The sequence below is a fragment of the Pedobacter sp. BAL39 genome (assembly GCF_000170795.1).
GTDB lineage: Bacteria > Bacteroidota > Bacteroidia > Sphingobacteriales > Sphingobacteriaceae > Pedobacter.
In genome coordinates this window covers 92,140-117,611 of record NZ_ABCM01000019.1, presented here as the reverse complement: position 1 = coordinate 117,611, position 25,472 = coordinate 92,140, and the positions used below count along the sequence as shown (strand labels likewise).

The window sequence follows — 25,472 nt, the reverse complement described above, 5'->3', positions numbered from 1 at the left end:
TTTTTTGTGGTAGGTGCAGTTGGCTTTTTATGGTTGGGGTTCTGGTTCGTGCTATATGATAAACCTGAACGCCAGAAAAGGCTGTCTGCAGCAGAACTTGCTTACATCAATAGTGATCATGAAGATGAAGAATCTATTGAAGTTGCTGGAAAAAAAGTAGTGTGGATCAATTTGTTAGGCTATAAACAGACCTGGGCTTTTGCCTTTGGTAAATTTATGACCGACGGAGTATGGTGGTTTTTTCTCTTTTGGCTTCCTTCGTATCTGAAAGTGCAGTATGGACTGGTGGGAACAGACATTATGTTTCCACTTACGGTATTGTATAGCATGACAATGATTGGTAGTGTGGGTGGAGGTTATTTTCCAATGTATTTCATGAACAAAGGGTATTCTGCTTATGACGGTCGCATGAGGGCGATGCTGGTGATTGCCTTATTTCCGTTGTTGGTATTGGCAGCGCAGCCACTTGGACACCTGACTTACTGGATTCCGGTGTTGTTGATTGGAGTGGGCGCTTCCGCCCATCAGGCCTGGTCGGCAAATATCTTTACTACGGTGTCCGATATGTTTCCCAAGAGAAGTATTGGTTCTGTAATCGGTATTGGTGGAATGGCCGGAGGAATGGGGGGTGTGGTGGTGTCGAAATGTGGAGGTGCCTTGTTTGATCACTATAAATTACTAGGACATACACAGACAGGATATACCATTATGTTCAGCTTTTGTGCTGTTGCTTACTTATTGGCCTGGTTTGTCATGAAAGCGTTAGTTCCCAGATATTCACCAATTAAAGATTTGTAACGTCGACTAAATTGCTTTACATTGACGCCATGACTTTTAAACTGTAAATATGACTTTTAAAGAACAGCTGGATGCTCTTTTTTGGGAAGAGGATCGTATTCCATCAGCCTATAAACTGGAGGAAGAAGTACATCAACGGGAATACCTGAGTAATGGGGAGCTGCGCGTATGGGAAGGTGAAGTGCACGAGGTATTATCGCCAATATGTATTCAAGGCCCCGAGGGGTTGAAACGGAAAGTAATAGGTACCTATCCCTTGTGTGGCGAGCGCGAGGCCACTGAGGCGCTTGAAGCAGCGGTTAGCGCCTACAACAATGGTCGTGGTGAATGGCCAACAATGAGTGTGGCAAATCGGATTACCTGTGTAGAACAATTTACGCAAAAGATCATTGAGCGAAAGGCGATCGTTGTAAAGCTGCTGATGTGGGAAATCGGGAAGTCTCATGCAGATTCGGTAAAAGAGTTTGACCGGACTGTGGAATATATTTATGCCACCATTGACGCATTAAAGGATCTGGACAGGCATTCTTCGCAGTTCACAATTGAGCAGGGGATTGTCGCCCAAATCAGACGTTCACCGCTCGGTGTTGTGTTGTGTATGGGACCTTTCAATTATCCGCTTAATGAAACGTTTACAACCCTGATCCCCGCATTGATTATGGGGAATACTTTGTTGTTTAAACCGCCTAAACACGGAACCTTATTGCATTATCCTTTGTTGGAGGCGTTTAGGGATAGTTTTCCTAAAGGTGTAGTCAATACGATATACGGACGCGGCAACAAAATTATCCCGGATCTGATGAAGTCAGGTCAGATCAATGTGCTGACCTTGATTGGTTCAAGTAAGGTGGCCAATGAGTTGAAAAAACTCCATCCTAAGGTAAACCGTCTGCGCGCGATACTTGGGCTTGACGCCAAAAATGCAGCCATTGTAACCGGACAAGCTGATGTGGCGCTTGCCGTGCAGGAAACGGTACTTGGTGCTTTGTCATTTAACGGGCAGCGTTGTACGGCATTAAAGATTGTTTTTGTCCACAGGAGTCTTGCTGATGATTTTCTTAAACAATTGTCGGCAGCGGTTGCGAAGCTTAAGTTCGGGATGCCATGGGAGGAGGGGGTCTCGCTAACCCCTTTGCCGGAATTGCAGAAGCCTGCTTATCTAAAGGACCTCATTTTAGATGCAGAAGCGCATGGCGCCAAGGTAATTAATGAAAACGGTGGCAGCACAAATGAGTCTTTTGTTTACCCGGCGATCGTTTATCCGGTGAGTAAGGCAATGAAACTCTATACAGAGGAGCAATTTGGACCGGTAATTCCAGTGGTTGCTTTTGATGACCTGGAGGAGCCGATACAATACCTGATTGACTCTACACACGGGCAGCAGGTAAGTGTCTTCAGTAATGATGAGCATGAGATTGCGACATTGATTGATCCATTGGTAAATCAGGTAAGTCGTGTGAATATCAATTGCCAGTGTCAGCGTGGTCCTGATGTTTTTCCCTTTACAGGAAGGAAAGATAGTGCGGAAGGAACCTTATCGGTTGTCGATGCACTGCGGTCTTTCTCAATCAGGTCGCTGGTCGCTTCCAAGCTCAATGAAAATAACAAAGCACTGATTAACGAGATTGTAAAGAGTGATAGCTCGAATTTTTTAAGTACCAGATATCTTTTTTAGAGACTGGTATGATCAGGTATACATTTTAATAGTGCCGGTATTGAGAAAGGAGTTATTCCATTCTTATACCGGCATCTTTATATAAGCTAAGGCTTTCGTGCTCTGGTGTGATGTCTGTGATGATGATGTCTATATCATTCATACTTGTGATGTAATAAGGCTCTGTTGTACCCAGTTTTTCTAATGTTGCGAGTGCGATAATCTGTTTGGAAGTTTCTACCATCGCTTTTTTTACCTGGCTATCATCATAGCTGATCCCGGTAATTCCGGAGGTCAGGTCGATGCTGCATATTCCAAGGAAACAGATGTCGGGGCGGATGCCGCGGATGGTCTGGATGACTTCATGACCTGCAGTGGAGAATGACGATTTGTTTAACCTGCCTCCGAGAAAGATCACTTCGACAGAGGGGTGGTCTTCCAGTACATTTGCGACCGGAAAGCTATTGGTAATGACGGTGATTTCCAGATCTCTGGGCAGGAGGGTGGCAATTGCGAGAACGGAGGTGCCGGAATCAAATAAGACAACCTGGCCATTTTTGATATGTCTGATTGCCTTTTCAGCCATGATTTGTTTATGGCTGACGTCATAATGTTCCCGCTCCCTGTAGTGATGAGGTGTTGACGAGCGGGATATGGCTCCACCTCGGACGGCTTTAAGTAATCCCTGGTCTGACAATTCTTTGATGTCACGTCTAACCGTATCTTCTGACACGTCGAGCAGACGACTGAGGTCCGCCAATAATACTTTTTTTTCCTTGTAAATGTGCTCTGTGATGAGTTGCAGTCGCTCGGCTTTAATCATAATTTATAAAGATATTTAAATATTGCAATCTATTGTAGGGTTGACTTGATCTTGCAAACAAAAATAGGTAATAATTGCATTTAATTGCAATATTAAATGATGTATATCGCATAATTCTGCAATTTGTTGCTATATTTGCAACTAAGAATTTAATTTATGACGAAGAAGAAGAAAACAATTGCAATAGATATGGATGGTGTGCTGGCAGATGTGGAGACCCAGTTTGAATTGTGGTATGAGCGGGATTATGGACTGAAGATTGAGCGGTCTGCACGTCTTGGTGTTCCGGAGTCAGAGGGGTTTCCCGATAAAGGAGCTGTGAGAAAGTTTGTATACACACCCGGGTTTTTCAGAACTATTCCATTAATGCCAGGAGCGGTTGAGGCTGTACAACAGCTGATGGAGCATTATGAAGTGTATGTAGTTTCTGCGGCAATGGAATTTCCGCAGTGTCTTTCTGAAAAACGGGAGTGGCTGGATGAGTATTTTCCATTTATTGACTGGAGGAATATCATTTTCTGTGGCGACAAGTCTGTTATTGATACCGATTACATGATTGACGACCATTGTAAAAATCTTGATTTCTGTAAAGGGAAGGCGATTATGTTTGATGCGCCTCATAATTCTGAGAAAACGCATCATGTGAGGGTGAAAAGCTGGGCTGAGGTACTGATGTTGATGGGGCGTGAGAATTTAATCGAGGCTTAGGGACAGCTTTGTCAATTTCTGATTATCTTTAAAGCTTTGAATAATAATGACTGCTGCTGCGAATGGATGACAGAGAAGATGCTTTAACAGATTTTGAGGAAGTTAGAGATTTATATTATACCATTTTAAATTTAGATTTTTCTGAGCACCTCAGCTTATTTCTGATGAAACACCTGAGTGGCGAGGTGGATACCCGTTCGAAAGGTTTTTACGAAATGAAAGTAGATAACCTTAAGTTAAACAGTGCTTGTTTTAGTTATGTATCTTCGCTGCCCGGCCTTCCCTCACTGACCATTCATCAGGTAGGTGATGAAACCAGGCTTTTTTGTGGCTGTATGAATGGCGCGTTGAAGTTGTGTGAACATGAGGTGCGTGCCCTTTATAATATTCATCAGCGCCCATCACTACGTCTTTTTTTTGATGCCCGGTTTCGCGAGGAGCAGATGCGGCTGAAAGCCGCTGAATATGGTTTGGAGCAGGAGCCGATCCTGAGTGACTTCTTTACCTTGCGGTATGAGGACGGCAAGACGACTATAGTTTCGAAAATCAGTGGGATGTATGCTTCATCGGATAAGGCCAATGCCCAGTTGGCCGCTGCATTATTGCCCGTGCTGCCTTTTGCTGATTTGGATAAGCATAAAATTATGGGCCAGCCGGGCGGTACCGCGATGGCGCTTGTGTTTAGTGAACATCGTTTCTACGGCCATCTTGTATTAAGCCTGGTTGAGGGCGCCAGGGCGTTGGATGGGAAACTGAAAAATCCCGTTCAGACGCTGAACCCGGTTGACCTGATCTGGAACACCGTGGATCCCGAAGTCATCAAGTTTTATAGTGGCATATCCAGGTTCCAGAATAATTACGAGCCTGGTGGATCAACTGCGGATCTTGATGCTTTTAAAGCTGTAGCCAGGAATCCCTTGGAGCTTGAGGTGTATATTCAGGATTCTGGAAATCACAACAGCATTACTGCCAATGGGCTTTCTCCGATTACGTTAACCTTGTTAAACCCTGATCTTAACCTGGTGGTGGACGTTAGGGGTGACTTTTATGAGATTTCTGGAAAGCTTAACCTGGACGTCAGTGTACTTTCTTTGGATCAGGTGGTCTTAAAGCACCATTGTTTTGTGGTATTGAAGGACAGTTATCATTTGATTGCAAATGAAGGCTTCCTTCGGCTGATCAACTTTTTTAAGGGGCATCATGACAGGTTGCTGATTCATCGTTCCAAATTTGAAGCTTTCCAGGAAGAGGTACTGTCCAGGATCGAACAGAACATCAGGATTGATTATAGTTATCTCAAAACTGCATCAAAAAAACAACTGGAAGAGAAGGGGTTTGATCTCGACAACGAAGCGGTACTTTACTTGTCTGAATCCGGCGAGTTTGTGCTGTTTAATCCGGTGATCCGCTACGGGGATGTTGAAGTACCGGTATTATCAAGAAAGCAGATCCGCTCCAAAGATCGGAATGGCCGTGGGTTCATTGTGGCAAGGGATGAACATGCAGAGCTTCAGTTTATCGCCAACATCAGCAGGCAGCACGCGTTTTTTGGGGAGCAACTGGAAAGGACGGATAACTTCTATTTACACAGATCTCGGTTGCTGGAAGACAATTGGTTTTTGGAGGCGTTTGAGCAATGGAGAAAGCAGGGTATTACTATATTGGGATTCAATAAGCTCAAGAACAATAAGTTGAGCGCCTACAAAGCCAACGTGCAAATTGCGGTAAGAAGTGGTATGGATTGGTTTAAAACTGCCATTAAGATCACTTACGGCAAAGAAACGGTAGCCTTAAGGCATTTGCAGCGCGCTATCCGTAACCGCCAGAAGTTTATCAAACTTGATGACGGTACTTTAGGAATCCTTCCTGATGAATGGATTGAAAAGTTTTCAGATTATTTTAACGCAGGCGAATTAGTCGATGATGAAATTCAGATGTCCAAGATTAACTTCAGTGCGCTAGAAGAACTGTATGAGACGCAACAAATGGATGAGGTTCTGCAGGAGGAACTGCAGATGTACAGGGGTAAATTTTCTGGTGGAGACACCATTGTTGAGGTGCCGGTGCCTGAAGGCCTGAATACGAGTTTGAGGCGGTACCAGCATGAGGGGCTAAACTGGTTGAATTTTTTGGATGACTTTAACTTCGGTGCTTGCCTGGCAGATGATATGGGATTGGGTAAGACGGTGCAGATCATTGCTTTTATACTTTCGCAGCGGACGAAGGTGCAGAAGAACACCAATCTGGTTGTCGTTCCTGCATCCCTGGTTTTTAACTGGCAGTCCGAGCTTGCTAAATTTGCACCCTCGGTAAAGATAAAGACAATTTATGGAGCCGACAGAACAACATCTGCCGATGATTTCGATGAATATGAGGTGGTGTTGACTTCTTATGGCACACTGCTCACTGACGTTCGTTACCTGAAAGAATATCGTTTCAATTATATTTTTCTTGATGAATCACAACACATCAAGAATCCGGAGTCACAGCGTTACAAGGCCGCAAGGATGTTACAGTCGAGAAATAAAGTTGTGATTACAGGTACGCCCCTGGAGAACAATACTTTTGATTTATACGGACAATTGTCTTTTGCATGTCCGGGGCTACTCGGGAGCAAGCAGCACTTCAGGGCTATTTACTCCACCCCGATTGACCAGTTTAAGGATGCAAAAGTCGCCAGCAAGCTACAAAAGCGGATCAATCCATTTATTCTGAGAAGAACAAAACGTCAGGTGGCAACGGAGCTGCCCGATAAGACGGAGATGGTGATATACTGTGAAATGGAAGAGGACCAGAGGAAGGTTTATGATGCTTATGAAAGAGAAATCCGGGACTACCTTACCAACCAGACCGATGCTGAAATCGCAAGTGATACCATGAACGTGCTAAAGGGGATTATGAAACTCCGCCAGATCTGCAACTCGCCGTCGTTGCTGAGTGACGATGAATACTACGGTGCTTCATCGGCAAAAATGGAAGTGCTGCTGGAGCAGATTCTTTCAAAATCCCCACAGCATAAGATATTGGTTTTCTCTCAGTTTGTAGGGATGTTGAACCTGATTCGTGCAGAGCTGGAAAAAAGGCAAGTGTCGTTTGCTATGCTTACTGGTCAAACCAGGAATAGGCAGGCTGTGGTAGATCGCTTTCAGGATGACGAAAGTATCCGTGTATTTTTAATCAGCCTTAAAGCAGGTGGCGTCGGGCTGAATCTTACGCAGGCCGATTACGTGTACATTGTTGACCCCTGGTGGAACCCTGCAGTGGAGAATCAGGCGATCGACCGGACGTATCGGATTGGTCAACATAAAAATGTGGTTGCGGTAAGATTGATCTGTCCTGATACTGTGGAAGAGAAAATCATGGAAATGCAGGAGCACAAGAGGGATCTGGTAACAGACCTGGTAAAAACGGATACTTCTATATCCAAGCGCCTGACTAAAAAGGAGCTATTGGCTTTGTTCAGCAATTCAGACAAAATTTAAGTTTTTATCCACTGCAGGAATTTTCAGATCAGGGATTCCTATTGATTTTTTTTAATAACTGTGGTGATCTTTTTATAAAAAATTGCACAAAATGCGTTAATGAAGGCCTACGTCCATCAGGAAATAAATTAAATTTAATACATTAGCATTACAGCACATACTAATGAATAGACGTTTAGCAATAAAACAAGTATTGATACTTGCAGGAGGAGTTGTTTTGCTGCCATCATGTCTTCGAAATGAAGGCAAATCAACTTTAAGCCTTTCAAATCTCGATATATCTCTTAGTCAGGAGCAGCTTTTGGCTGATATCGCAGAAATAATGATTCCAAAAACCGATACTCCGGGGGCAAAGGATTTAAAGCTGCATCTGTTCGTATTAAAGATGGTAGATGACTGCAGTGCACCTGAAGATCAGCTTAAGTTTACGAAGGGGCTGGCTTATTTTGAAGGGCTTAACGCGGACGAGCTAAAAAATCGTATTGCAGAAGTCAACTCCGGCAAGCCGGGGATTCCTGAAGCATCGGTAGATTTTTACCGCATCATGAAAGGTCGTGTGATTGGGGGCTATCTCAATTCTAAGTATGTAATGAGTAATCTGGTAATCTGGGAACTTGTTCCCGGAAGGTATAATGGATATTTTCCTGTTAAAACAGCATAAACGAAAGAGATGGCAAATATCAATATAGATAGCAGAAAGAAAAATACTTTTGACGCCATTGTGGTGGGGTCGGGAATCAGTGGTGGTTGGGCAGCAAAGGAGTTTACAGAAAAAGGATTAAAAACCCTTGTTCTTGAGCGGGGCAGGGATGTGAAACATATTGTAGATTATCCCACAACGAACAAATACCCCTATGAATTTGAACACCGCGGAGAACTTACGCAGGCGGTTCGTGAGGAAAGTCCCATTGCCAGCAGGTGTTATGCGTTTAGGGAGGATGCGATGCATTTTTTTGTGAAGGATAAAGAACATCCTTATGTTCAGGAGAAGCCGTTTGATTGGATCAGGGGTTATCAGGTTGGCGGGAAATCCTTATTGTGGGCACGGCAAACACAACGCTGGAGTGATTTTGATTTTGAGGGGCCTAAACGCGACGACTTTGCTGTGGACTGGCCGATACGTTACCGGGACATCGACTCATGGTACAGTTATGTAGAGCGGTTTGCTGGTATTTCCGGGCATAAGGATGGGCTTCAGGCCCTGCCGGACGGAGATTTTTTGCCAGCATACCCCCTTAATGCTGTAGAAGACTATTTCAAAAAGGTGGTGGGGAGCAAGTATGCAAACCGCCATGTGATCAGTTCCAGGTGTGCTCATCTCTCAGCGCCGAAGCAGATTCATTTTGATCAGGGGAGAGGGCAATGCCAGAATCGGGTGCTTTGCCAGAGAGGCTGTCCTTTCGGTGGATATTTCAGCAGTAATTCTTCTACATTACCTTGGGCTGAAAAGACCGGCAACCTTACACTAAAACCTTTTTCTGTTGTAGAATCAGTCATCTATGATGACAGATTGGGGAAAGCGACGGGCGTGCGTGTGGTGGATACCAACACAAAAGAAGTGACCGAGTACTATGCTAAGGTAATCTTTGTGAACGCTGCGGCAATAAATACCAATTTGATCTTACTCAACTCGACATCAACGCGCTTCCCACAGGGATTGGGCAACGACAGCGGGGTGCTTGGTAAATATGTGGCTTTTCATAACTATAGCGCCAGGATCAGTGCAGAATATGATGGTCTAAAAGAATTTACCAAGGATGGGAGAAATCCGTCCGATGGCGGATATATGCCAAGGTTTAGAAATCTATTAAAACAAGAGACAGATTTCAAGAGAGGTTATGCGGCAGGCTTTAATGCGTCAAGAAGTCCCCTGCGTGACACTTCAGGTTTTGGTGCTGAACTCAAGGCGCAGTTGTTGAATAAGGAGTTGGGACCCTGGCGTGTGGGCTCGCATATGATGGGCGAAACCATTCCTAAGGAAAGCAATTATGTAAAACTTGATGCCAGTAAAAAAGACGACTGGGGAATACCGCTGCTGAAGATCTCGGTTGACTATGATGATAATGATGCGAAGATGAAACAGGATTACATTGAGCAGATGACCGAAATGTTTACTGAGGCTGGATTCAAAAATATTACACCGAATGTTTCTTCTCAGGCTCCGGGACTGGATATTCATGAGATGGGGGGTGTCCGGATGGGATATGATCCCAAAACATCAATACTCAATAAATGGAATCAGTTACATGCCTGCAAGAATGTTTTTGTCACCGATGGGGCGTGTATGACGTCTACATCTACACAGAATCCATCTTTAACTTATATGGCGTTGACCGCACGCGCTGTTGACTATGCGGTTTCGATGATGAGGAAGAATGAACTTTGAGGGGTACCCTGTCCTCTAGTCTCAGGGGCAGGGAACTTTTAGCTTGAAAAATATGGTATTGTTGTTTGTTAACACTAACTTCACTTTGAATAATCTCAAATCCACCATGTTTCTACAAGTACTCGCTTTAACATTTTTACTATTTGCAGTGGTCGCTGCTTTCAAAATGGAATCTTTTTTGAAAGGTTTTTTATTTTTATTTTCTCTGGTGATTGTGGCAGGTATTTTCTTTCTTTTCATAAGTTTTCCCGGCTTCTCGGGATTGTCGGTGGCGATCATGTTGGGTGCTTTTATCTGGAGGCAAAGTAAGGATTAGTTTTTTTAACTAATTGTCTTTTAGACTTATGAATGTTTTCTTCTCATCTTTTTGGTCAGGAAGAAAAAACAAGATCGCTGGTACAAATCACCGTGGATTTCAGAACAATATAAAGTTCTCATTTACTCAAATTTGAGAATGATTCCTATTTTTTTCTGGCTGAAAATGAACGCGATTGGTGAGTGTTTTCAAAATTTTGTAATAATATGATAATATTATATTTAATATTTCTTAAATTTATTTCAAATAGGGGTTTTTAAATATAATATCATTATGAAAACATTAGGGGAGAAATTCAGAATCTTACGCCAGAAGAAGGGCGTTAACCAAAAAGCGATGGCCGATCTGTTGGACATTTCGATTCCAGCTTACTCAAAATTAGAAACAAGTATTACGGATCCTAACTTCAGCAGGATAAATCAAATTGCTGAAGTTCATGGTTTGTCATTACGTGAATTTCTGGATGTTGGGGAAGAAGGAGTGAGTGAACACATCCAGATTATTGAGCAGCTAAAAGACAAAATAAGTCAATTGGAAGCTTCAGTTATTCGCTTACAAAGCAAATTGATCGACCTGTATGATAAGGAAGATCAACGGAATAAAAACGCTTAACTTAATTAATTTAAAGAGTTAAACCAGAGGCTTTTGTAAGCTTTACTTTTAATAAGTTTTTATGTCTGTATATGTAGTCATAGAAACGATGTGAGGGTGAATTTTGTTAAGCCTCTGGTAATTCCTTTTACCTATTAAGGACTTTGGTTTTTAATACGGTCTCCCAGTTAAAATCTACATCAGTATGCTAAAATTCTCCTTTCCTGAGAATTTTTCAAGGCCGGTTGTCATCGAAAACGTTATCGTAAATTTTTAGTCTTTTGTCTGATTATACAATGTTAAAATTTGTCTAACATTGAATATACATTAAACAATGAATAGAAATCAAAAGCTAATACAGACATGGCGTTGGTATGGTCCTTCAGATCCAGTGACACTCGAGGATGTTAGACAAGCCGGAGCAAAGGGAATTGTCACCGCACTGCATCACGTACCACATGGTGAAGTATGGTCGGTTGAAGACATCATCGCCCGAAAGAATATCATTGAAGCAGCTGGATTGACATGGTCTGTAGTGGAAAGTGTCCCTGTTCACGAATCCATTAAAACAAGGGCAGCCGATGCGGATGTATATATCGCCAATTATATCAGTACGCTTCGTAATTTGTCATCCTGTGGAGTGCGGACCGTTTGTTACAATTTTATGCCTGTTCTTGACTGGACAAGGACACAACTGGACAAAATGATGGATGACGGATCTAAAGCGCTCTACTTCAATTGGATTGATCTGGCAATTTTTGACCTTTACATTTTAAAGAGGACTGATGCCGGGCGTGATTACGATGAGTCCATTAAAATCCAGGCGGTCCGTAGATATGAGTCTATGACTGTAGATGAGCTGCGTTTACTGAAGACAAATGTTTTAATGGGCATTCCAAATGAACAGGAGATTGAGCTTGAGGTGTTGCAGCATAGCATTGACGTATACTCAGAAATCGGAACTGAAGGTTTAAGGCAGAATTTGCTTTACTTTTTAAGCCAGATCCGGGAAACATGCGAGCAGGAAGAGATCAAAATGACCATCCATCCGGATGACCCGCCATATCCTATTTTGGGATTGCCCAGGATAGCGAGCACAAAAGCAGATCTTGAATGGATCTTGAATGGAGTGGACTCGGCCTTCAATGGAATTTGCTTCTGTACAGGCTCTCTAGGTGCGGGTAAAACGAACAATCTATCGGAGATATTTGAAAGCGTAAAATCGCGTGTGTATTTTCTTCACCTCAGAAATGTGATCAAAGATGCAGAAGGAAGTTTTTATGAGGCGGACCATTTGGAGGGAGATGTTGATATGTATGGGATCATGAAGGCTGTTGTCAAGGAAAATGGACTTAGGGCAACACCTATTCCTTTTCGGCCCGACCATGGGCATCAAATGCTGGATGACCTGCATAAAGTCACTAACCCAGGATACTCGGCAATTGGTAGGTTACGTGGGCTGGCAGAGTTGAGGGGCCTTGAGTTGGGCTTGTCAGGTAGTGGTGCATCCGACTAAGGTTTTGCCGTTGTGGATGACCGGATCTGAATTTCTGTTTGTAGCCTGACCGTTTTATCCTCCTGATCGATATTTTTCCTTTCGATGAGTTTGATCAATGTTTCCGCTGCCATTTTTCCCATTTCAAAGGCAGGCTGATGAATTGTGCTCAATGCAGGGTTCATTGCATCTGCCAGGTCCGTATTGGTGAATCCGATAATGGCCAACTGCTGTGGAACTTTATAGCCTAATTTGTTCATCAGGGCCACACATCGTGTAGTAATCTGATCTGTCGCAGTAAATATAGCATCCGGAGGCTCCGGCATCGCCATAAAATCAGACAAGGCAGCCTCCAGGTCAGCATTAAGCTTGTGCTTATCTGTGTAATCGCAAAACCTGAGGTACGAACTATCGAAATCGATTTCATGATCCGACAAGGCTTGCCTGAAACCATTGTACCTGTCTGTGGAAATACTGAGATTTGTCTGTGTATTGAGGTGAGCAATTTTTTTGTAGCCCCTGTTGATCAGGTGACTGGTAGCTTCGTAAGCACCTTTGAAATTGTCCACTCCAATTTTATATGCATCGATCTCGTCGGTAAGCCTGTCAAACAATACCACCGGCAGACCGGCTTCCTGAAGCCCCTTAAGATAATTGAAATCGTTGGTCTCACACGCTGGTGAAATCAGCAATCCGTCAATGCCACCGGCATACAGTAAGTCCATGCAGTCAATTTCTTTCCGCTGAGATTCCTTACTCTGCATGATAATCGCCTGGTACGATTTGTTGGTCGTGGCTTTATCGATACCGTCAAGCATCTGGGCTGCGAAGGTATTGTCGAGCGAGCAGACAATGACCCCAATCGAACGGCTTTTACCTTGTTTTAAACCCTTTGCCATTCTATTGGCGACGTAATGGTGCTGAGCCGCATAGGCCATCACCTTCTTTTTTGTTGCTTCACCAATTTCATGACTGTCATTTAAGGCTTTGGAAATCGTGGAGGTCGACAAGTTCAGTGCCTGGGCAATATCTCTAAGGGTAATACTGTGATTCATGCTTGTATATTGACGGATTTGGTTAAGCTAAATTGCAATTAATGAAGGATATATTTAACATATTTTCTATAATTTCATAAATTACAATGGTCTTGTTACGGTAATCACTTTATTTTATGAAAAATAATCTCCTCCTATGCAGCTGTGTTTTATTGGTTTCGTCGGTGCTTTTCTCCTCAATGAGAAAGGATCAGCAAAGAAAAGTGGTCATTGGGTATGTGGGTGGGTTCCGGGGCTTGATTGACACCGACAAAATTTCGGCCGAAAAGCTGACCCACATCAACTATGCCTTTGTTGATGTACAGGGTAACAGGGCATTTCTGACTAATGAGAAGACGGATACGACTAACTTCAGGAGATTATTGTCCTTGAAAAAGAAGAATCCAAAGCTTAAGGTCCTGATTTCCATTGGGGGCTGGGCCTGGAGTGAGCATTTCTCAGATGCAGTATTATCAGATAGTTCAAGAGCTGGTTTTGCCGCCAGCGCAGTTGCCATCATCAGGAAATACCATTTAGATGGGATCGATATTGACTGGGAATATCCGGGGCAACCTGGCGAGGAGGGGAATGTTGTGCGGGCAGCGGATAAGGAAAACTTTACACTCATGTTCGAGTCTTTACGTACGGAGCTTGATGTCCTGGAAAAAGAAGAAGGTCAGCATAAGCTCCTCACCACTGCCGTCGGCGGCTTCGCGGAGTTTCTCAACTTTACAGAAATGCCAAAAGCGGCAGCTTACCTCGACTTTATCAACCTGATGACTTATGATATGTATTCCGGAAAAATTGCAGGACACCATACCAACTTATATGCCTCCAAATCCTATCCAAGTGTTCATTCTGCAGACCAGACCATTTCTGCTTTTGTTGCTGCAGGGGTGCCCGCTGAAAAGTTAGTGATGGGTATTGCGTTTTACGGCAGGAACTCGCAGGTGGCGTCAGGTTCTGTAAGCGGTATCGGTGCCCAATATCTTTCTGGTTCATTCGGAAAAGGATATACCGTAATTAAGGATAGTTTAGTCAACAAAGGAGGTTATCGTAAGTTCAGAGACGAGGCGGCCAAAGCGGAGTACCTCTTTAACCCGGAAACAAATTCGCTGATCACCTACGATAGCGAGTGGTCTGTGCAGGAAAAATGCAAATATGTACAAAAGCATGGATTGGGCGGCGTAATGTTCTGGGAGTACGATTCCGATCCAAAAGAATATCTTTTGAATGAAATTGTGAAAGCAATAAAATAAACAAACGGATATGCTATCTTTGGTAAATTGATTCGCATCCATCTATCCCGTTTTATGCCTCAGAGAAAATTTACCTATTTATTATTAATTTCTATCCTTTGCCTGTTTTCTTCCTGTTTTCAGATTATTGAAGAGGTTAACTTCAATAAAAATGGTACCGGAACAGTTAATTTAACGGTAAACCTCAGTGCCAGCAAAACGAAAGTCGCCTCAATAATGTTGATGGATAGTATTAACGGATATAAAGTTCCTTCCAGCCAGCGTATTCATCAGGAGATGAATGAAGTGGTAACCTATCTGAAAAATTCACCGGGAATCAGCAATGTCAACAAATCAGTAGACCTGGAGAATTACATTGTAAGTGTGAGTTTTGCTTTTAATAACATATCAAACATCAATCATCTTAGCGATAACATATTGAAAAGAATGAAGGTGAAGACGATGGGGAATTCATCTTACACGTTCAACTCCCTTAAGCAGAGCTTTCAGCGTTCATACCTCTACAACCGGCAAGCCTTGTCGGAGTATAACAAATTGAAACCTGAGGTGAGAAATGTTTTCAAAGAAGCGACTTATACCAGCATCTACAGATTTCAGAATCCTGTGACCAGTGTAACTAATCCACTGGCAAAAGTATCTAAGACAAAAAAAGCGGTGATGTTAAATGTTGGAATTCTTCCCTTGATTTACGGTAAAGCCAATATCTCCAACACCGTCACGCTGACAAAATAATGCTGCGTTTTTTCAATACACCTTAAAAAATTACATCTGAACAATTAACATCTTATGATCAACATGACCAACTTTCTCAAATGCACGCTTGTGACAGGACTTACTATGTTCTGTACTGTTGCCGGGGCGCAGGACTTATCCAGAAAAATTCCTGCGGATGCACTCGCTGTAGTTACGGTAAAAGGGGGGAACCTTACCGAACTGATGGCAATAAAGGATTTTGACACCACTTTTATTGGAAAGGAAATTATCAGTAAACTTTCCAGGGAATCGAATGGTAGCTTTAAATCTATTGATGATCTAGGGCTGGACCTATCTGCCAACTTTTACTACTATCATCAGAGTAATGACAGTGTAAGCTACAATTGTTTTCTTGCACCGGTGAAAAATGCAGGGAAGCTCGACCAGATTTTTAGCCTGTCAGGGAAAAAGTTCAATACCAATGGCAGTCTACGGACTTCTTTTGAAAGTGACTCTACAAATATTACCTATTGGAATGACAAATTTTTACTATTTGTCGCAGCTGAAGGCAAAAGCAGTTATTTTGCCCTTCCGGATGTTTCTTCAAGACTTGGCCTGCAATCCTATCCTGGATTACCAGGAACAGAAGTTACGATCGACTCCACTACAACTGTGGACTATACCGAGGCGGATGACGTCGTAGAAGTTGTTGTTGCGCCGCCACCCCCGCCACCGGCCAAGAAAATACCTTCTGTTAAAAATAAAAAAGCCAACGCCAGCAACAAGCAAAAAGGCAAGGGAAAAGGTGTTCACAAAAACACAGCTAAAAAGAAAATTGCCCCTGTGGTTGAGGTACCGGTAAAAGAAGAGGTGGTGGAAGAATATCCCGTAGCGGAAGAGATTGTTGCTGACACAGCGTATGCTGTTGACGACCAGTATTCCGGTTATAACAATGCCTATTTCGAAAATGAAAAAATAAAAAAAGCAATCGTGGGTGGCTGGGCTGCGGCGATGGTCGCCGAGGTCTTTGACCGTAATGATCTGCCATCTATAACAGGCAATAAAGATTTTGTCAAAAACATAGACAACGCTGCGGAAGTAAGTGTATGGATCCCTGGACTGAACAAGCTGACCGAAGCTTATATGCCTACCAATTACTTTAAAGGCATGGACTTTTTTAGTGGATATGGTAGTCTGAATTTTAAGGTTTTCCTGGAGGAAAAAACCATCCGTACGAGCGCAGGCCTTGTAGTTAACGATGAAATGGTAGCTGCTGTTAAGAAAATACACAAGAGAAAGCTCAATAAAAAGTTTTTGAATTATGTCAATGAGGACAAAATGATTGGCTATATGGGTTATTCTGTAGACACTAAGGCTTACCTTCAGGAATACCCTAAACTGATCTCCAAGGTTTACGGCACCTTTTTTAAGGATGAAGTGGAAATGGCAACCGACCTGTTCTCCTTATTGCTTGATGAAGAAGCGATCGGAAAAGTGGTTAAAGGAGACGCCTTGTTCGTATTCAATGGTCTCAGCTCAAAGGAAGTAAGCTATAAGGCCTACGACTATAATGAGGAGAATTTTGAAACCACTGAGGTCACCAAAACAAAACAGGAGACGCTTCCTGATTTCTTATTTATGTATTCTTCTGATGATACCAGGCTCACTGAAAAACTCATTGCCTATGGTGTTAAAAAGGAGATGGTGAAAAACAAAAATACTTATTATGAGCTGGCGATTCCTAAAAGTCCATTAGCTTTATACTTTACCATTAAAGATGGAATCGTATTTATGGGCACAGATGAGGCGCAGCTGTCGCAGATTGGTTCAAATACCTATCAATCTAAAATCAATGCCATTGATAGAAAGATGTTGCTCGCAAGTAATTTCAGCGGGTATTTTAGTCCTAAGAAATTAGATGCAAGGTTACCGGCTGGTTTATTTGGACAGGCTCAGGATAAAACACAGAAAACATTACGCAGCTTGGGTGATATCCGCTTAAAATCAAACAAAATCAATGGAAACCTGATTTCAGGAGAAATGAGCATGGATATTCCCGAAGGGCAACCCAACGCACTGAGGTACCTGTTTGATGTCATTTCCACAAGTCTGAAATAGTCAATGAAGAGAAAATGGTTATTCACATCAGCAATAGCAATATTGCTGATGTTTTGTTTATACGGCTATCTGGAATGGAGACAGCACAGATCCTACCACAACAGGATACATGAAAAGGCCGCTCTAATTTTCAGGCTCAATCTGGACAACGTTTTGAAAACTATGGCAGCCGATTTTTTTAGTAATCCCTCTGATTATCTCGGTTCGGGTTGTGGCCCTGCAACTAAGTCGGGAGCCGGGAATGGTCTGCATGTTCCCGCAAATGCTTTCATTTATAACGTGTCCGGGCGATCTGCATCCACGTATTTCTGCAGTCTGCCTGTTGCAGACATTGACGCCTTAAAAAGTTACCTGACTAAGGTTTTGCATTTCCAGATCACTGCCGTACCAGGTGCGGAAGCGCGTTTTATGGCGTCAAGTAAAGACAACAAATTCAAAGTTCTTTTCAATGAAAACGATATTGCCATATCATATAGCCTTTCCAGGGCAAATGTCGTGGATATTCTGGAAGACCTGATTTTACACAGAAAGATGTTGACAGGCAATTCTGCGTTGTTGTCGCCGTTAAAAAGTAGTAAGGCGCATGTATCCTGGTCTGGCCCGGGGACCAGCGGTAAGTTGCAATTCAGCGATGGTGCAATCACCGCTGAGGGCAGTATCCCCATTAGTGGCCTGGGCATTACAGCGAAACCGAACGTCCGATCTGATTTTCCCGACAATGCAGTATTGAGAGGTTGGTTTAGCGGCGATCTGCATAAGCTGCTTGGCAATCGGCATATCAATTGGCAAGGGAATAAAATAAATACGGATAGCCTGCTTTGTCATTATGGAAATTACATGGATTTCTATGTGGGAGGGATGGTCAGCCAGCAAGAAAATATTATCAGTTATGAATATGATGAAAATTTTGAAAAGGTGGCCAAAACGGTTGTAAAAGATGTAGCAGTACCTGAGATTTCCATCTCCATAGATGGCGCTGCTCCAGGAATGTCCCGCTACTTATCTGCAACTGGGATCATTAACGACAACACGCAACTGAATGCCCGCTTATTTCCTTTATTCAAAGTCTTTTTTGATGATTCTGATCCGGGAATGATGACGATGAATACGTTTCAAAGGAAAATACCCAAAGCCGTACGTCGTCCTAATCCTTACTTTCTTTCAGCGGACATTAATTTTCAGGCGATTAAAAAATGGAAAAATATTCCGGTTCCGGAACAGGTTACAAAACTGCTGAGTACATTTACTGTCCAGGCAGAAAAGCTCGATGGGCAACGCGCCAATCTATATGCGGAGTTGCTTTTTGTCAAAAAAGATGTGAATTCATTTCTTCAGATGGTTCGTTATGAATCTTGTAACTAGCTGTTTCATACGTTTCTACAATCAAATGGTTGGTCAGCATTTGTTTCTTTGACAAAGGGATGATGGTTTAATCCCTTTTAGTATTTACCTTTGCTTAACAGTGTTAGATTATTTACGCTTATTTACATCATATAATGGGAAGTAAAGAACGGATACAGCGATTGAAAGATGAGACCCGCCTGAACATTTTGGATGCGGCACTTGATATCGTGAAAGAAGATGGGTGGCAGGCATTGAGCATGAGAAAGATTGCGGATAAAATCGAATATACCGCACCTATCATTTATGAGTACTTTGATAATAAAGAGGGGATTCTTCTCGAACTCACCAGAAGAGGTTATGTGATTTTGAATCAAGAACTAACAGCTGCAAAAAGCAAACATGAACGCGTTGAAGATCAGCTGGAACAGATGTGGATGGCTTATTGGAATTTTGCATTTAAATACAAAGAACTCTATCAGTTGATGTACGGTGTGGACATGAACTGTTGTGAGCTGATGAAGACATTTCCGGAAGCAGAAGCCAGCAAAAGAATCATAAGTGATGCCATTAAGGAACTAATGACTGATAATCCACCGGATGAGCGATTGGTCAACCGAAAGTATTTTACATTCTGGTCTGTTGTGCATGGATTGATCTCCATTAATTTCGTCAGGAAAGGTACCGACAATGAAACCAATCAACATATTCTTAGTGACGCCCTTAAGGGCATCATAAAATTTATAGATAATTAAATAACACGTGCCAGGGAAAGCCCTGGTTTTTTTGACAGTGTCGTTTAACACTGTTAAATGACTTAAACTCGTTATACAATTCGCACATACAAACAAATCATATGAAATATTTACCCTTTTACGCCAAAGCACTTAACACTGTTAAACGATCTAATAACGTTATGAAAGCAACAACGCTACTTATCGCCATATCTTTTCTGTACAGCTGCTCCAATGAAAAGCTGCAGGTTGCTGCACCGGCAGCGCAAAGTCTACCGGTAATTGCCATCAATACTTCTACGGAAACTACTTTCCTTGATTATCCCGCTTCTATACAAGGAGCAGTGGACGTAGAGATCCGCCCGCAGGTCAGCGGTTATCTGGAACACCTCTATGTGAACGAAGGTGCGGCTGTTAAGGCTGGTCAGCCGTTATTCAAAATCAATGAGCTTCCCTATCGCGAGCAATTGAATAATGCAAAGGCCAATCTGCGCGCAGCGGAAGCATCTGTATTAAATGCTCAGCTGGAAATCGATAAACTCCTTCCACTGGTGCAAAATAAGGTTGTGTCAGAGATTCAGCTGCAGTCGGCGAAAACAGCACACCAGATTGCGCTGGCTACTGTTTCGCAGGCCAAAGCTACAGTCGCCACTGCTCAGATCAACCTAGGCTATACTTTGATCAAGGCTCCTGTAAGCGGATACATTGGCCGCTTGCCTAAAAAACAAGGAAGTCTGGTTTCCGCTGCAGACCCAATGCCTCTAACGCAACTTTCTGATGTACATGAGGTTCATGTTTACTTTTCACTTGCTGAAGCCGACTTTGTTGCTTTCAATGCGAAGTATGATAATGCTGCATCTACAGGAAACTTAAAAAAACTGCCGCCTGTATCATTGCTGTTGACGGATAATCAGGCTTATGCCCACAAAGGACACATCGATATGGTAGATGGCCAGTTCGATAAGAACACCGGGGCAATCACGCTGAGGGCAACCTTTTCAAATGATAAAGGTGTACTACGCTCCGGAAACACGGGAACGGTAAGACTGAGCCTGCAACATGAAGGAACGATTTTGATCCCTCAGTCGGCCACCGTTGAGATGCAGGATAAAGTTTTCGTGTATACCCTGGATAAAGACAATAAGGTGTCCAGGCAGCCGGTTAAAGTAATTGGCATGAGCGGTACCAATTACTTGATCAGTAATGGCTTAAAAACAGGAGACCGCATTGTGGCTAAAGGTATGGACTTGTTAAAGGACGGAGATGCCGTCAAGCCGGAAATTTCAAAAGAATCAACATTAAAAGTAGCTGTTAATTAAAATCTATCATGTTTAAAATATTTATTCAGAGACCAGTCCTTGCTACTGTGATCTCTATCTTACTGGTCATATTTGGTGTACTCGGGCTGAGTAAACTGCCCTTACAGCAATTTCCAGATATCGCCCCTCCCGCGGTACAGGTAACGGCACTTTACCCCGGAGCAAATGCCGAAACGGTACTTCGTTCGGTGGCACCATCGCTTGAAGAGTCTATTAACGGCGTGGAAAATATGAGCTACATGAGTTCTACTGCCAGTAATGATGGTTCACTTGTCATCACTGTATATTTCAAACTGGGCACCGATCCGGATCAGGCGGCGGTGAACGTCCAGAACAGGGTTTCGCAGGCTACCAGCCAGCTTCCTTCTGAGGTTGTTCAGGCAGGTATCACAACAGCCAAACAGCAGAACAGCCTGATCATGGTGCTGGATCTTTATACGGAAAATTCGTCTGACTACGATCAGATTTTTATGGCGAATTACGCGCAGATTAACCTGATCCCGGAGATCAAACGTATCCCCGGTGTAGGGTCAGCTTCAATTTTTGGAGGCAGTAAAGACTATTCGATGCGCGTGTGGCTTAATCCTACGCAGATGGCCACCTACAAGCTCATGCCCAATGAGGTCATGGCTGCCATACAATCCAAAAACCTGGAGGCTGCACCCGGAAAATTCGGTGAAAGCAGCAATAACGCTTTTGAATATGTCATCAAGTATAAAGGAAAGTTAAATCAGCCCAAGGACTATGAAAACATGGTCATCAGGTCAAATGCAGATGGCTCTGTGCTGAGGTTGAAAGATGTTGCACGCGTCGAGTTTGGCGCGTATACCTACGGAAGTCTTACCCGCATCAATGGCAAGCCAGGGGTAGACATCGGCATATTACAATTGGCCGGCTCAAATGCAAACGAGATTCAGATATCCATTGACAACTTCATGAAAAAGGCCTCAAAGGATTTCCCTAAGGGCGTAAAATACCACGTTTTATACAGTACAAAAGTCTCTCTCGATCAATCTATTGATCAGGTGAAGCATACGCTGATCGAGGCGTTTATCCTGGTTTTTATCGTGGTGTTCGTTTTTCTTCAGGACTTCAGGTCTACCTTAATTCCAGCCATCGCAGTCCCGGTAGCGATTGTCGGTACATTTTTCTTTATGCAGGTGTTCGGGTTCTCCATCAACCTGCTGACACTTTTTGCGCTCGTACTTGCCATCGGTATTGTGGTCGATGACGCAATCGTAGTCGTTGAAGCGGTCCATGCGAAAATGGAGTATGAAAATCTGCCCCCTAAGGAGGCAACAGCTTCAGCAATGCAGGAGATTACAGGAGCCATCATCTCCATCACACTGGTGATGTCGGCGGTATTTTTACCGGTAGGTTTTATGGAAGGCTCAACAGGAGTGTTCTACCGCCAGTTTGCGTTTACCCTGGCCATTGCAATTGTGATATCCGCAGTAAATGCGCTGACTTTGAGTCCTGCATTGTGCGCTTTATTTTTGAAAAATGTCCATCACGAGAGTCATGGCAAGCCCGTACAGCGCAGTTTTTCTCAGCGCTTCTTTCTGGGTTTTAACACAGGCTTTAACAGGTTGACCAGTAAATATATGTCAGCCCTGAGGTTTTTGATCCGCCATAAATGGGTAGGGCTAACCGGATTGTTATTGGTTACGCTCTCTACAGTATGGATGGTGAAAAGAACACCTACGGGATTTATTCCTTCAGAGGATCAGGGATTTATCGCGATCGCCCTTTCCATGCCGGCAGGAGCTTCGCTGGACCGCACCACGGCCGTATTAAAAGAGGCAGAGGGAATCCTGATGCCAATGGAATCCAATCGTTTGTTGAACGTCCTTTCAGGCTTCAACATCTTGACACAATCCACCAGTCCTTCAGCAGGTGTAGCATTTGTGTTGCTGAAACCGACTGAGGAGCGTGGTAAGTTAAAAAACATCAATGACATCATGGGAGATATACGCATGAAACTGGGTTCAATCAAAGGTGCCAGCTTCTTCGTATTCACCTTTCCTACTGTCCCGGGATTTAGTAATGTTGACGGTCTTGATATTGTATTACAGGATAAAACCGGTGGTAAGCTGGATAAGTTCAGCAACCTCTCGAATAACTTCCTTGCTGAATTGATGAAAAGGGAGGAAATTGCAGTGGCATTTACCACTTTTAAAGCAGACTATCCGCAGCTTGAGCTACAGGTTGACGACATCAAAGCGGAACAACTTGGCGTGAGTGTAAAGGATATCTTACAGACCATGCAGGCCTATTTTGGTAGTGCACAGGCCTCTGACTTTAACAGGTTTGGTAAATACTACCGGGTGATGGTGCAAGCCGATGTGGCTGAAAGGGCCGATATTTCGGCTATGGATGCTGTTTTTGTAAAAAACCGGCAGGGAGAGATGGTACCCATCAATACATTGGTAAGTCTTAAGCGGGTTTATGGAGCGGAAACCGCCTCGCGATACAATCTTTTCAATTCTATTGGCGTAAATGCAGTGGCAAAACCAGGCTATAGTTCTGGAGATGCAATTAAAGCTGTAGAAGAAGTGGCTCAAAAACACCTTCCTCTGGGTTATTCTTTTGAGTTCACCGGTCTTACCAAAGAGGAGATTTCTTCAGGCGGGCAGTCTGCGATTATTTTTGGTCTTTGTCTGCTGTTTGTTTACTTCCTGCTATCGGCGCAATATGAAAGTTACATCCTTCCTTTGGCGGTTGTACTTTCTATTCCTACAGGTATCTTCGGTGTCTTTGCAGCAATCGGTTTTGCCGGAATAGAGAACAACATCTATGTCCAAGTTGCCCTTGTCATGCTCATTGGGTTACTTGCCAAGAATGCCATCCTGATTGTCGAGTATGCAGTTCAGCGGAGAAAAAATGGCAAGAGCCTTACCTCGGCGGCATTGGAAGCAGCCAAGCTTAGGTTAAGACCAATCATCATGACTTCACTTGCCTTTATAGTCGGACTGGTACCGATGATGAGTGCCTCAGGCCCTTCAGCACTGGGGAACCATTCCATCAGTATCGGTGCAGCAGGAGGGATGGTGTTTGGAGTAGTACTGGGTCTGTTTATCATCCCTGTACTGTTCATCATCTTTCAATACCTGCAGGAGAAAATCAGCGGTCAGCCAACGACAAAAAATGCATCCGGCCCTGAGGTGAAAATAAACCCAGAGGCGACAATTATCTATTCTTAATACATCATGAAATCAATTGATAAAAATATGAGTATGTCTGTTCATAAACTTGTCCCGATATTGCTACTGGTAGTTCTGGCAGGTTGTAAAGTATCCAAAGACCTCTCCATCCCCAAAGACAGCATCCCTGAGACTTTCAGGAATGTAAACACTACCGGCGACACATCAAGTGTCGCCAGGCTGTCTGTAAAGGAGTTCTTTAAAGACCCTCACCTCCAGTCGTTGCTGGATACAGCGTTGTTGAAAAACAACGACTTACAAGTAGCGTTGAAGAATATGGAGTCTGCAGAGCTGAATTATAAGCAGTCCCGTCTGGGCAATCTGCCTCAGCTGAACCTGCAGGTTACGGCCAATTCAAACAGGCCTTCCGACAATAGCTTGAATGGCCTCAGTACAAGTCAGTTTCTGAACACCAGTCACGTCGAAGATTATAACGCAAATCTGGGGCTGAGCTGGGAGGCTGATATCTGGAGTAAGATAAAGAGCAGAAAGCAGGCTGCGCTTGCGGGCTATCTGCAAACCACAGAAGCAAAAAAAGCGATTCAAACCAGGCTGGTTGCCAGCATTGCCAGTGGATACTACAGGCTGATGATGCTGGATGCGCAATTGGCAATTGCAAAAAGAAACCTTAGTCTGAATGACAGCACCCTGAACATCATCAGGATGCAGTACAGTGCAGGTCAGGTGACTTCATTAGCGATCCAGCAGGCCGAGGCGCAGCAGATGGTGGCAGCACAGCTAATCCCCTCGCTGGAGCAACAGATTGCGGTACAGGAAAATGGGATCCGTATACTTACCGGAAATTTCCCTGGCAGTATCTCAAGAAGCAGCAGTCTGGCGGAGGTTCCGTTAGATGGAACGCTGACAGCAGGAGTGCCTTCCGAGATGGTCGCAAGAAGGCCTGATGTAAGAAGTGCCGAGCTTCAGCTCAACATTGCAAATGCTGAGGTTGGAGTTTCGAAAGCAAACCTTTATCCTTCATTAACAATCACCGCAGCCGGTGGACTGAATTCGTTTAAAGCGAGCAACTGGTTTACCATGCCCGCCTCTCTGTTCGGTACAGTCGCCGGCGGACTTACCCAGCCCATCTTTCAACGCAGGATGTTACGCACCAACTATGAACGCTCCCTGATCGAACGGGAGAAAACAGTGATCCAGTTTCGTCAATCGGTGCTCGTTGCTGCCGGCGAGGTGTCGGATGAGCTGGTGCGGATAGAGAAGTTAAACCTTCAGTTTGACATTGCATCAAGAAGAACACTGACCTTAAACCAAGCCCTGAGAAACGCTGGATTGCTATTTAAAAATGGCATGGCAAACTATCTGGAGGTGATTACTGCCCAAAGCAATTCGTTGCAAAGCGAACTTGACCTGGCAACCATCAGAACCGAAAGACTGACTGCTGCAGTTTCTTTATATCGAGCTCTGGGCGGGGGATTTTAAGGGGGATATTTTTCATCTACTGTAATTTTTATATCATAAACTATCCATTTTAAAGGGAATTATCTAACATTGGCGTCA

General features: G+C 43.5%; 19 protein-coding genes. 16 read left to right on the top strand and 3 right to left on the bottom strand.

Translation table 11 applies throughout. From position 1 onward, the window contains the following. Together PBAL39_RS20125 and PBAL39_RS20120 are read left to right on the top strand one after the other, a co-directional pair. Positions 1–798 (top strand): MFS transporter (locus tag PBAL39_RS20125; RefSeq protein ID WP_008245031.1); only part of this gene is annotated, 798 nt, incomplete at its 5' end. 49 nt (positions 799–847) lie between these two features. Further along, the gene (locus PBAL39_RS20120; protein ID WP_008245030.1) at positions 848–2,473 is read left to right on the top strand and encodes an NADP-dependent glyceraldehyde-3-phosphate dehydrogenase; all 1,626 of its coding nucleotides are present in this window, start codon (positions 848–850) and stop codon (positions 2,471–2,473) included. A gap of 52 nt (positions 2,474–2,525) precedes the next feature. Here PBAL39_RS20120 and PBAL39_RS20115 read toward each other — a convergent pair whose 3' ends face one another. Continuing rightward, the gene (locus tag PBAL39_RS20115) at positions 2,526–3,275 is read right to left on the bottom strand and encodes a DeoR/GlpR family DNA-binding transcription regulator (protein ID WP_008245029.1); all 750 of its coding nucleotides are present in this window, start codon (positions 3,273–3,275) and stop codon (positions 2,526–2,528) included. A 156-nt stretch (positions 3,276–3,431) separates the two neighbouring features. On the opposite strand from PBAL39_RS20115, the gene PBAL39_RS20110 reads away from it, so the two are divergent. The 4 genes from PBAL39_RS20110 (at position 3,432) to PBAL39_RS20095 (ending at position 9,851) form a co-directional block, all read left to right on the top strand. Further along, complete coding sequence (locus tag PBAL39_RS20110) at positions 3,432–3,983, top strand: 5'-3'-deoxyribonucleotidase (RefSeq protein ID WP_008245028.1); 552 nt, start codon at positions 3,432–3,434, stop codon at positions 3,981–3,983. Between the two features lie 62 nt (positions 3,984–4,045). After that, the gene (locus tag PBAL39_RS20105) at positions 4,046–7,465 is read left to right on the top strand and encodes a DEAD/DEAH box helicase (RefSeq protein ID WP_008245027.1); all 3,420 of its coding nucleotides are present in this window, start codon (positions 4,046–4,048) and stop codon (positions 7,463–7,465) included. A 163-nt stretch (positions 7,466–7,628) separates the two neighbouring features. Further along, a complete protein-coding gene (locus tag PBAL39_RS20100; protein ID WP_039867231.1) occupies positions 7,629–8,126 on the top strand; it encodes a gluconate 2-dehydrogenase subunit 3 family protein in 498 nt (165 codons plus the stop codon). A 9-nt stretch (positions 8,127–8,135) separates the two neighbouring features. Next, the gene (locus PBAL39_RS20095; protein ID WP_008245024.1) at positions 8,136–9,851 is read left to right on the top strand and encodes a GMC oxidoreductase; all 1,716 of its coding nucleotides are present in this window, start codon (positions 8,136–8,138) and stop codon (positions 9,849–9,851) included. A gap of 21 nt (positions 9,852–9,872) precedes the next feature. Here PBAL39_RS20095 and PBAL39_RS20090 read toward each other — a convergent pair whose 3' ends face one another. Further along, positions 9,873–10,130 (bottom strand): hypothetical protein, encoded by a 258-nt coding sequence (locus PBAL39_RS20090; protein ID WP_008245022.1) that lies wholly within the window; start codon positions 10,128–10,130, stop codon positions 9,873–9,875. A gap of 310 nt (positions 10,131–10,440) precedes the next feature. Between PBAL39_RS20090 and PBAL39_RS20085 the strand changes: the two genes are divergently transcribed. Both PBAL39_RS20085 and uxuA read left to right on the top strand, forming a co-directional pair. Further along, a complete protein-coding gene (locus tag PBAL39_RS20085; protein ID WP_008245017.1) occupies positions 10,441–10,779 on the top strand; it encodes a helix-turn-helix domain-containing protein in 339 nt (112 codons plus the stop codon). A gap of 313 nt (positions 10,780–11,092) precedes the next feature. Further along, complete coding sequence (uxuA, locus tag PBAL39_RS20080; RefSeq protein WP_008245014.1) at positions 11,093–12,274, top strand: mannonate dehydratase; 1,182 nt, start codon at positions 11,093–11,095, stop codon at positions 12,272–12,274. Here uxuA and PBAL39_RS20075 read toward each other — a convergent pair. Further along, on the bottom strand, positions 12,271–13,308 hold the full coding sequence (locus tag PBAL39_RS20075) for a LacI family DNA-binding transcriptional regulator (protein ID WP_008245013.1): 1,038 nt from the start codon (positions 13,306–13,308) through the stop codon (positions 12,271–12,273). The two genes, uxuA and PBAL39_RS20075, sit on opposite strands and share 4 nt — an antisense overlap. 116 nt (positions 13,309–13,424) lie before the next feature. Between PBAL39_RS20075 and PBAL39_RS20070 the strand changes: the two genes are divergently transcribed. The 8 genes from PBAL39_RS20070 (at position 13,425) to PBAL39_RS20035 (ending at position 25,394) form a co-directional block, all read left to right on the top strand. After that, positions 13,425–14,546, top strand: a complete 1,122-nt coding sequence (locus PBAL39_RS20070) for a glycoside hydrolase family 18 protein (RefSeq protein WP_039867228.1) — start codon at positions 13,425–13,427, stop codon at positions 14,544–14,546. Between the two features lie 54 nt (positions 14,547–14,600). Further along, positions 14,601–15,278, top strand: a complete 678-nt coding sequence (locus PBAL39_RS20065; protein ID WP_008245009.1) for a hypothetical protein — start codon at positions 14,601–14,603, stop codon at positions 15,276–15,278. Positions 15,279–15,368: 90 nt separating this feature from the next. Beyond that, positions 15,369–17,357, top strand: coding sequence for a hypothetical protein (locus PBAL39_RS20060; protein WP_157274130.1), 1,989 nt, complete (start codon positions 15,369–15,371; stop codon positions 17,355–17,357). A 3-nt stretch (positions 17,358–17,360) separates the two neighbouring features. Next, positions 17,361–18,719 (top strand): hypothetical protein, encoded by a 1,359-nt coding sequence (locus tag PBAL39_RS20055; RefSeq protein WP_157274129.1) that lies wholly within the window; start codon positions 17,361–17,363, stop codon positions 18,717–18,719. A 134-nt stretch (positions 18,720–18,853) separates the two neighbouring features. After that, positions 18,854–19,453 carry a TetR/AcrR family transcriptional regulator gene (locus PBAL39_RS20050; protein WP_008245003.1) on the top strand — a complete coding sequence of 200 codons (600 nt, stop codon included), beginning with the start codon at positions 18,854–18,856 and terminating at the stop codon, positions 19,451–19,453. Positions 19,454–19,614: 161 nt separating this feature from the next. After that, positions 19,615–20,751, top strand: coding sequence for an efflux RND transporter periplasmic adaptor subunit (locus PBAL39_RS20045; RefSeq protein WP_008245001.1), 1,137 nt, complete (start codon positions 19,615–19,617; stop codon positions 20,749–20,751). Positions 20,752–20,759: 8 nt separating this feature from the next. Continuing rightward, positions 20,760–23,954 carry an efflux RND transporter permease subunit gene (locus PBAL39_RS20040; protein WP_008245000.1) on the top strand — a complete coding sequence of 1,065 codons (3,195 nt, stop codon included), beginning with the start codon at positions 20,760–20,762 and terminating at the stop codon, positions 23,952–23,954. 33 nt (positions 23,955–23,987) lie between these two features. Continuing rightward, a complete protein-coding gene (locus tag PBAL39_RS20035; RefSeq protein ID WP_369750749.1) occupies positions 23,988–25,394 on the top strand; it encodes an efflux transporter outer membrane subunit in 1,407 nt (468 codons plus the stop codon). Positions 25,395–25,472: the final 78 nt, after the last annotated feature.

What these genes read in the sequence shown, in the direction of transcription:
- PBAL39_RS20115 (WP_008245029.1), bottom strand. Translation starts at nt 3,275, where the DNA reads ATGATTAAAGCCGAGCGACTGCAACTCATCACAGAGCACATTTACAAG.
- PBAL39_RS20040 (WP_008245000.1), top strand. Translation starts at nt 20,760, where the DNA reads ATGTTTAAAATATTTATTCAGAGACCAGTCCTTGCTACTGTGATCTCT.
- PBAL39_RS20050 (WP_008245003.1), top strand. Translation starts at nt 18,854, where the DNA reads ATGGGAAGTAAAGAACGGATACAGCGATTGAAAGATGAGACCCGCCTG.
- PBAL39_RS20055 (WP_157274129.1), top strand. Translation starts at nt 17,361, where the DNA reads ATGAAGAGAAAATGGTTATTCACATCAGCAATAGCAATATTGCTGATG.
- PBAL39_RS20110 (WP_008245028.1), top strand. Translation starts at nt 3,432, where the DNA reads ATGACGAAGAAGAAGAAAACAATTGCAATAGATATGGATGGTGTGCTG.
- uxuA (WP_008245014.1), top strand. Translation starts at nt 11,093, where the DNA reads ATGAATAGAAATCAAAAGCTAATACAGACATGGCGTTGGTATGGTCCT.
- PBAL39_RS20035 (WP_369750749.1), top strand. Translation starts at nt 23,988, where the DNA reads ATGTCTGTTCATAAACTTGTCCCGATATTGCTACTGGTAGTTCTGGCA.
- PBAL39_RS20070 (WP_039867228.1), top strand. Translation starts at nt 13,425, where the DNA reads ATGAAAAATAATCTCCTCCTATGCAGCTGTGTTTTATTGGTTTCGTCG.
- PBAL39_RS20105 (WP_008245027.1), top strand. Translation starts at nt 4,046, where the DNA reads ATGGATGACAGAGAAGATGCTTTAACAGATTTTGAGGAAGTTAGAGAT.
- PBAL39_RS20120 (WP_008245030.1), top strand. Translation starts at nt 848, where the DNA reads ATGACTTTTAAAGAACAGCTGGATGCTCTTTTTTGGGAAGAGGATCGT.
- PBAL39_RS20095 (WP_008245024.1), top strand. Translation starts at nt 8,136, where the DNA reads ATGGCAAATATCAATATAGATAGCAGAAAGAAAAATACTTTTGACGCC.
- PBAL39_RS20085 (WP_008245017.1), top strand. Translation starts at nt 10,441, where the DNA reads ATGAAAACATTAGGGGAGAAATTCAGAATCTTACGCCAGAAGAAGGGC.
- PBAL39_RS20045 (WP_008245001.1), top strand. Translation starts at nt 19,615, where the DNA reads ATGAAAGCAACAACGCTACTTATCGCCATATCTTTTCTGTACAGCTGC.
- PBAL39_RS20100 (WP_039867231.1), top strand. Translation starts at nt 7,629, where the DNA reads ATGAATAGACGTTTAGCAATAAAACAAGTATTGATACTTGCAGGAGGA.
- PBAL39_RS20075 (WP_008245013.1), bottom strand. Translation starts at nt 13,308, where the DNA reads ATGAATCACAGTATTACCCTTAGAGATATTGCCCAGGCACTGAACTTG.
- PBAL39_RS20065 (WP_008245009.1), top strand. Translation starts at nt 14,601, where the DNA reads ATGCCTCAGAGAAAATTTACCTATTTATTATTAATTTCTATCCTTTGC.
- PBAL39_RS20090 (WP_008245022.1), bottom strand. Translation starts at nt 10,130, where the DNA reads ATGATCGCCACCGACAATCCCGAGAAGCCGGGAAAACTTATGAAAAGA.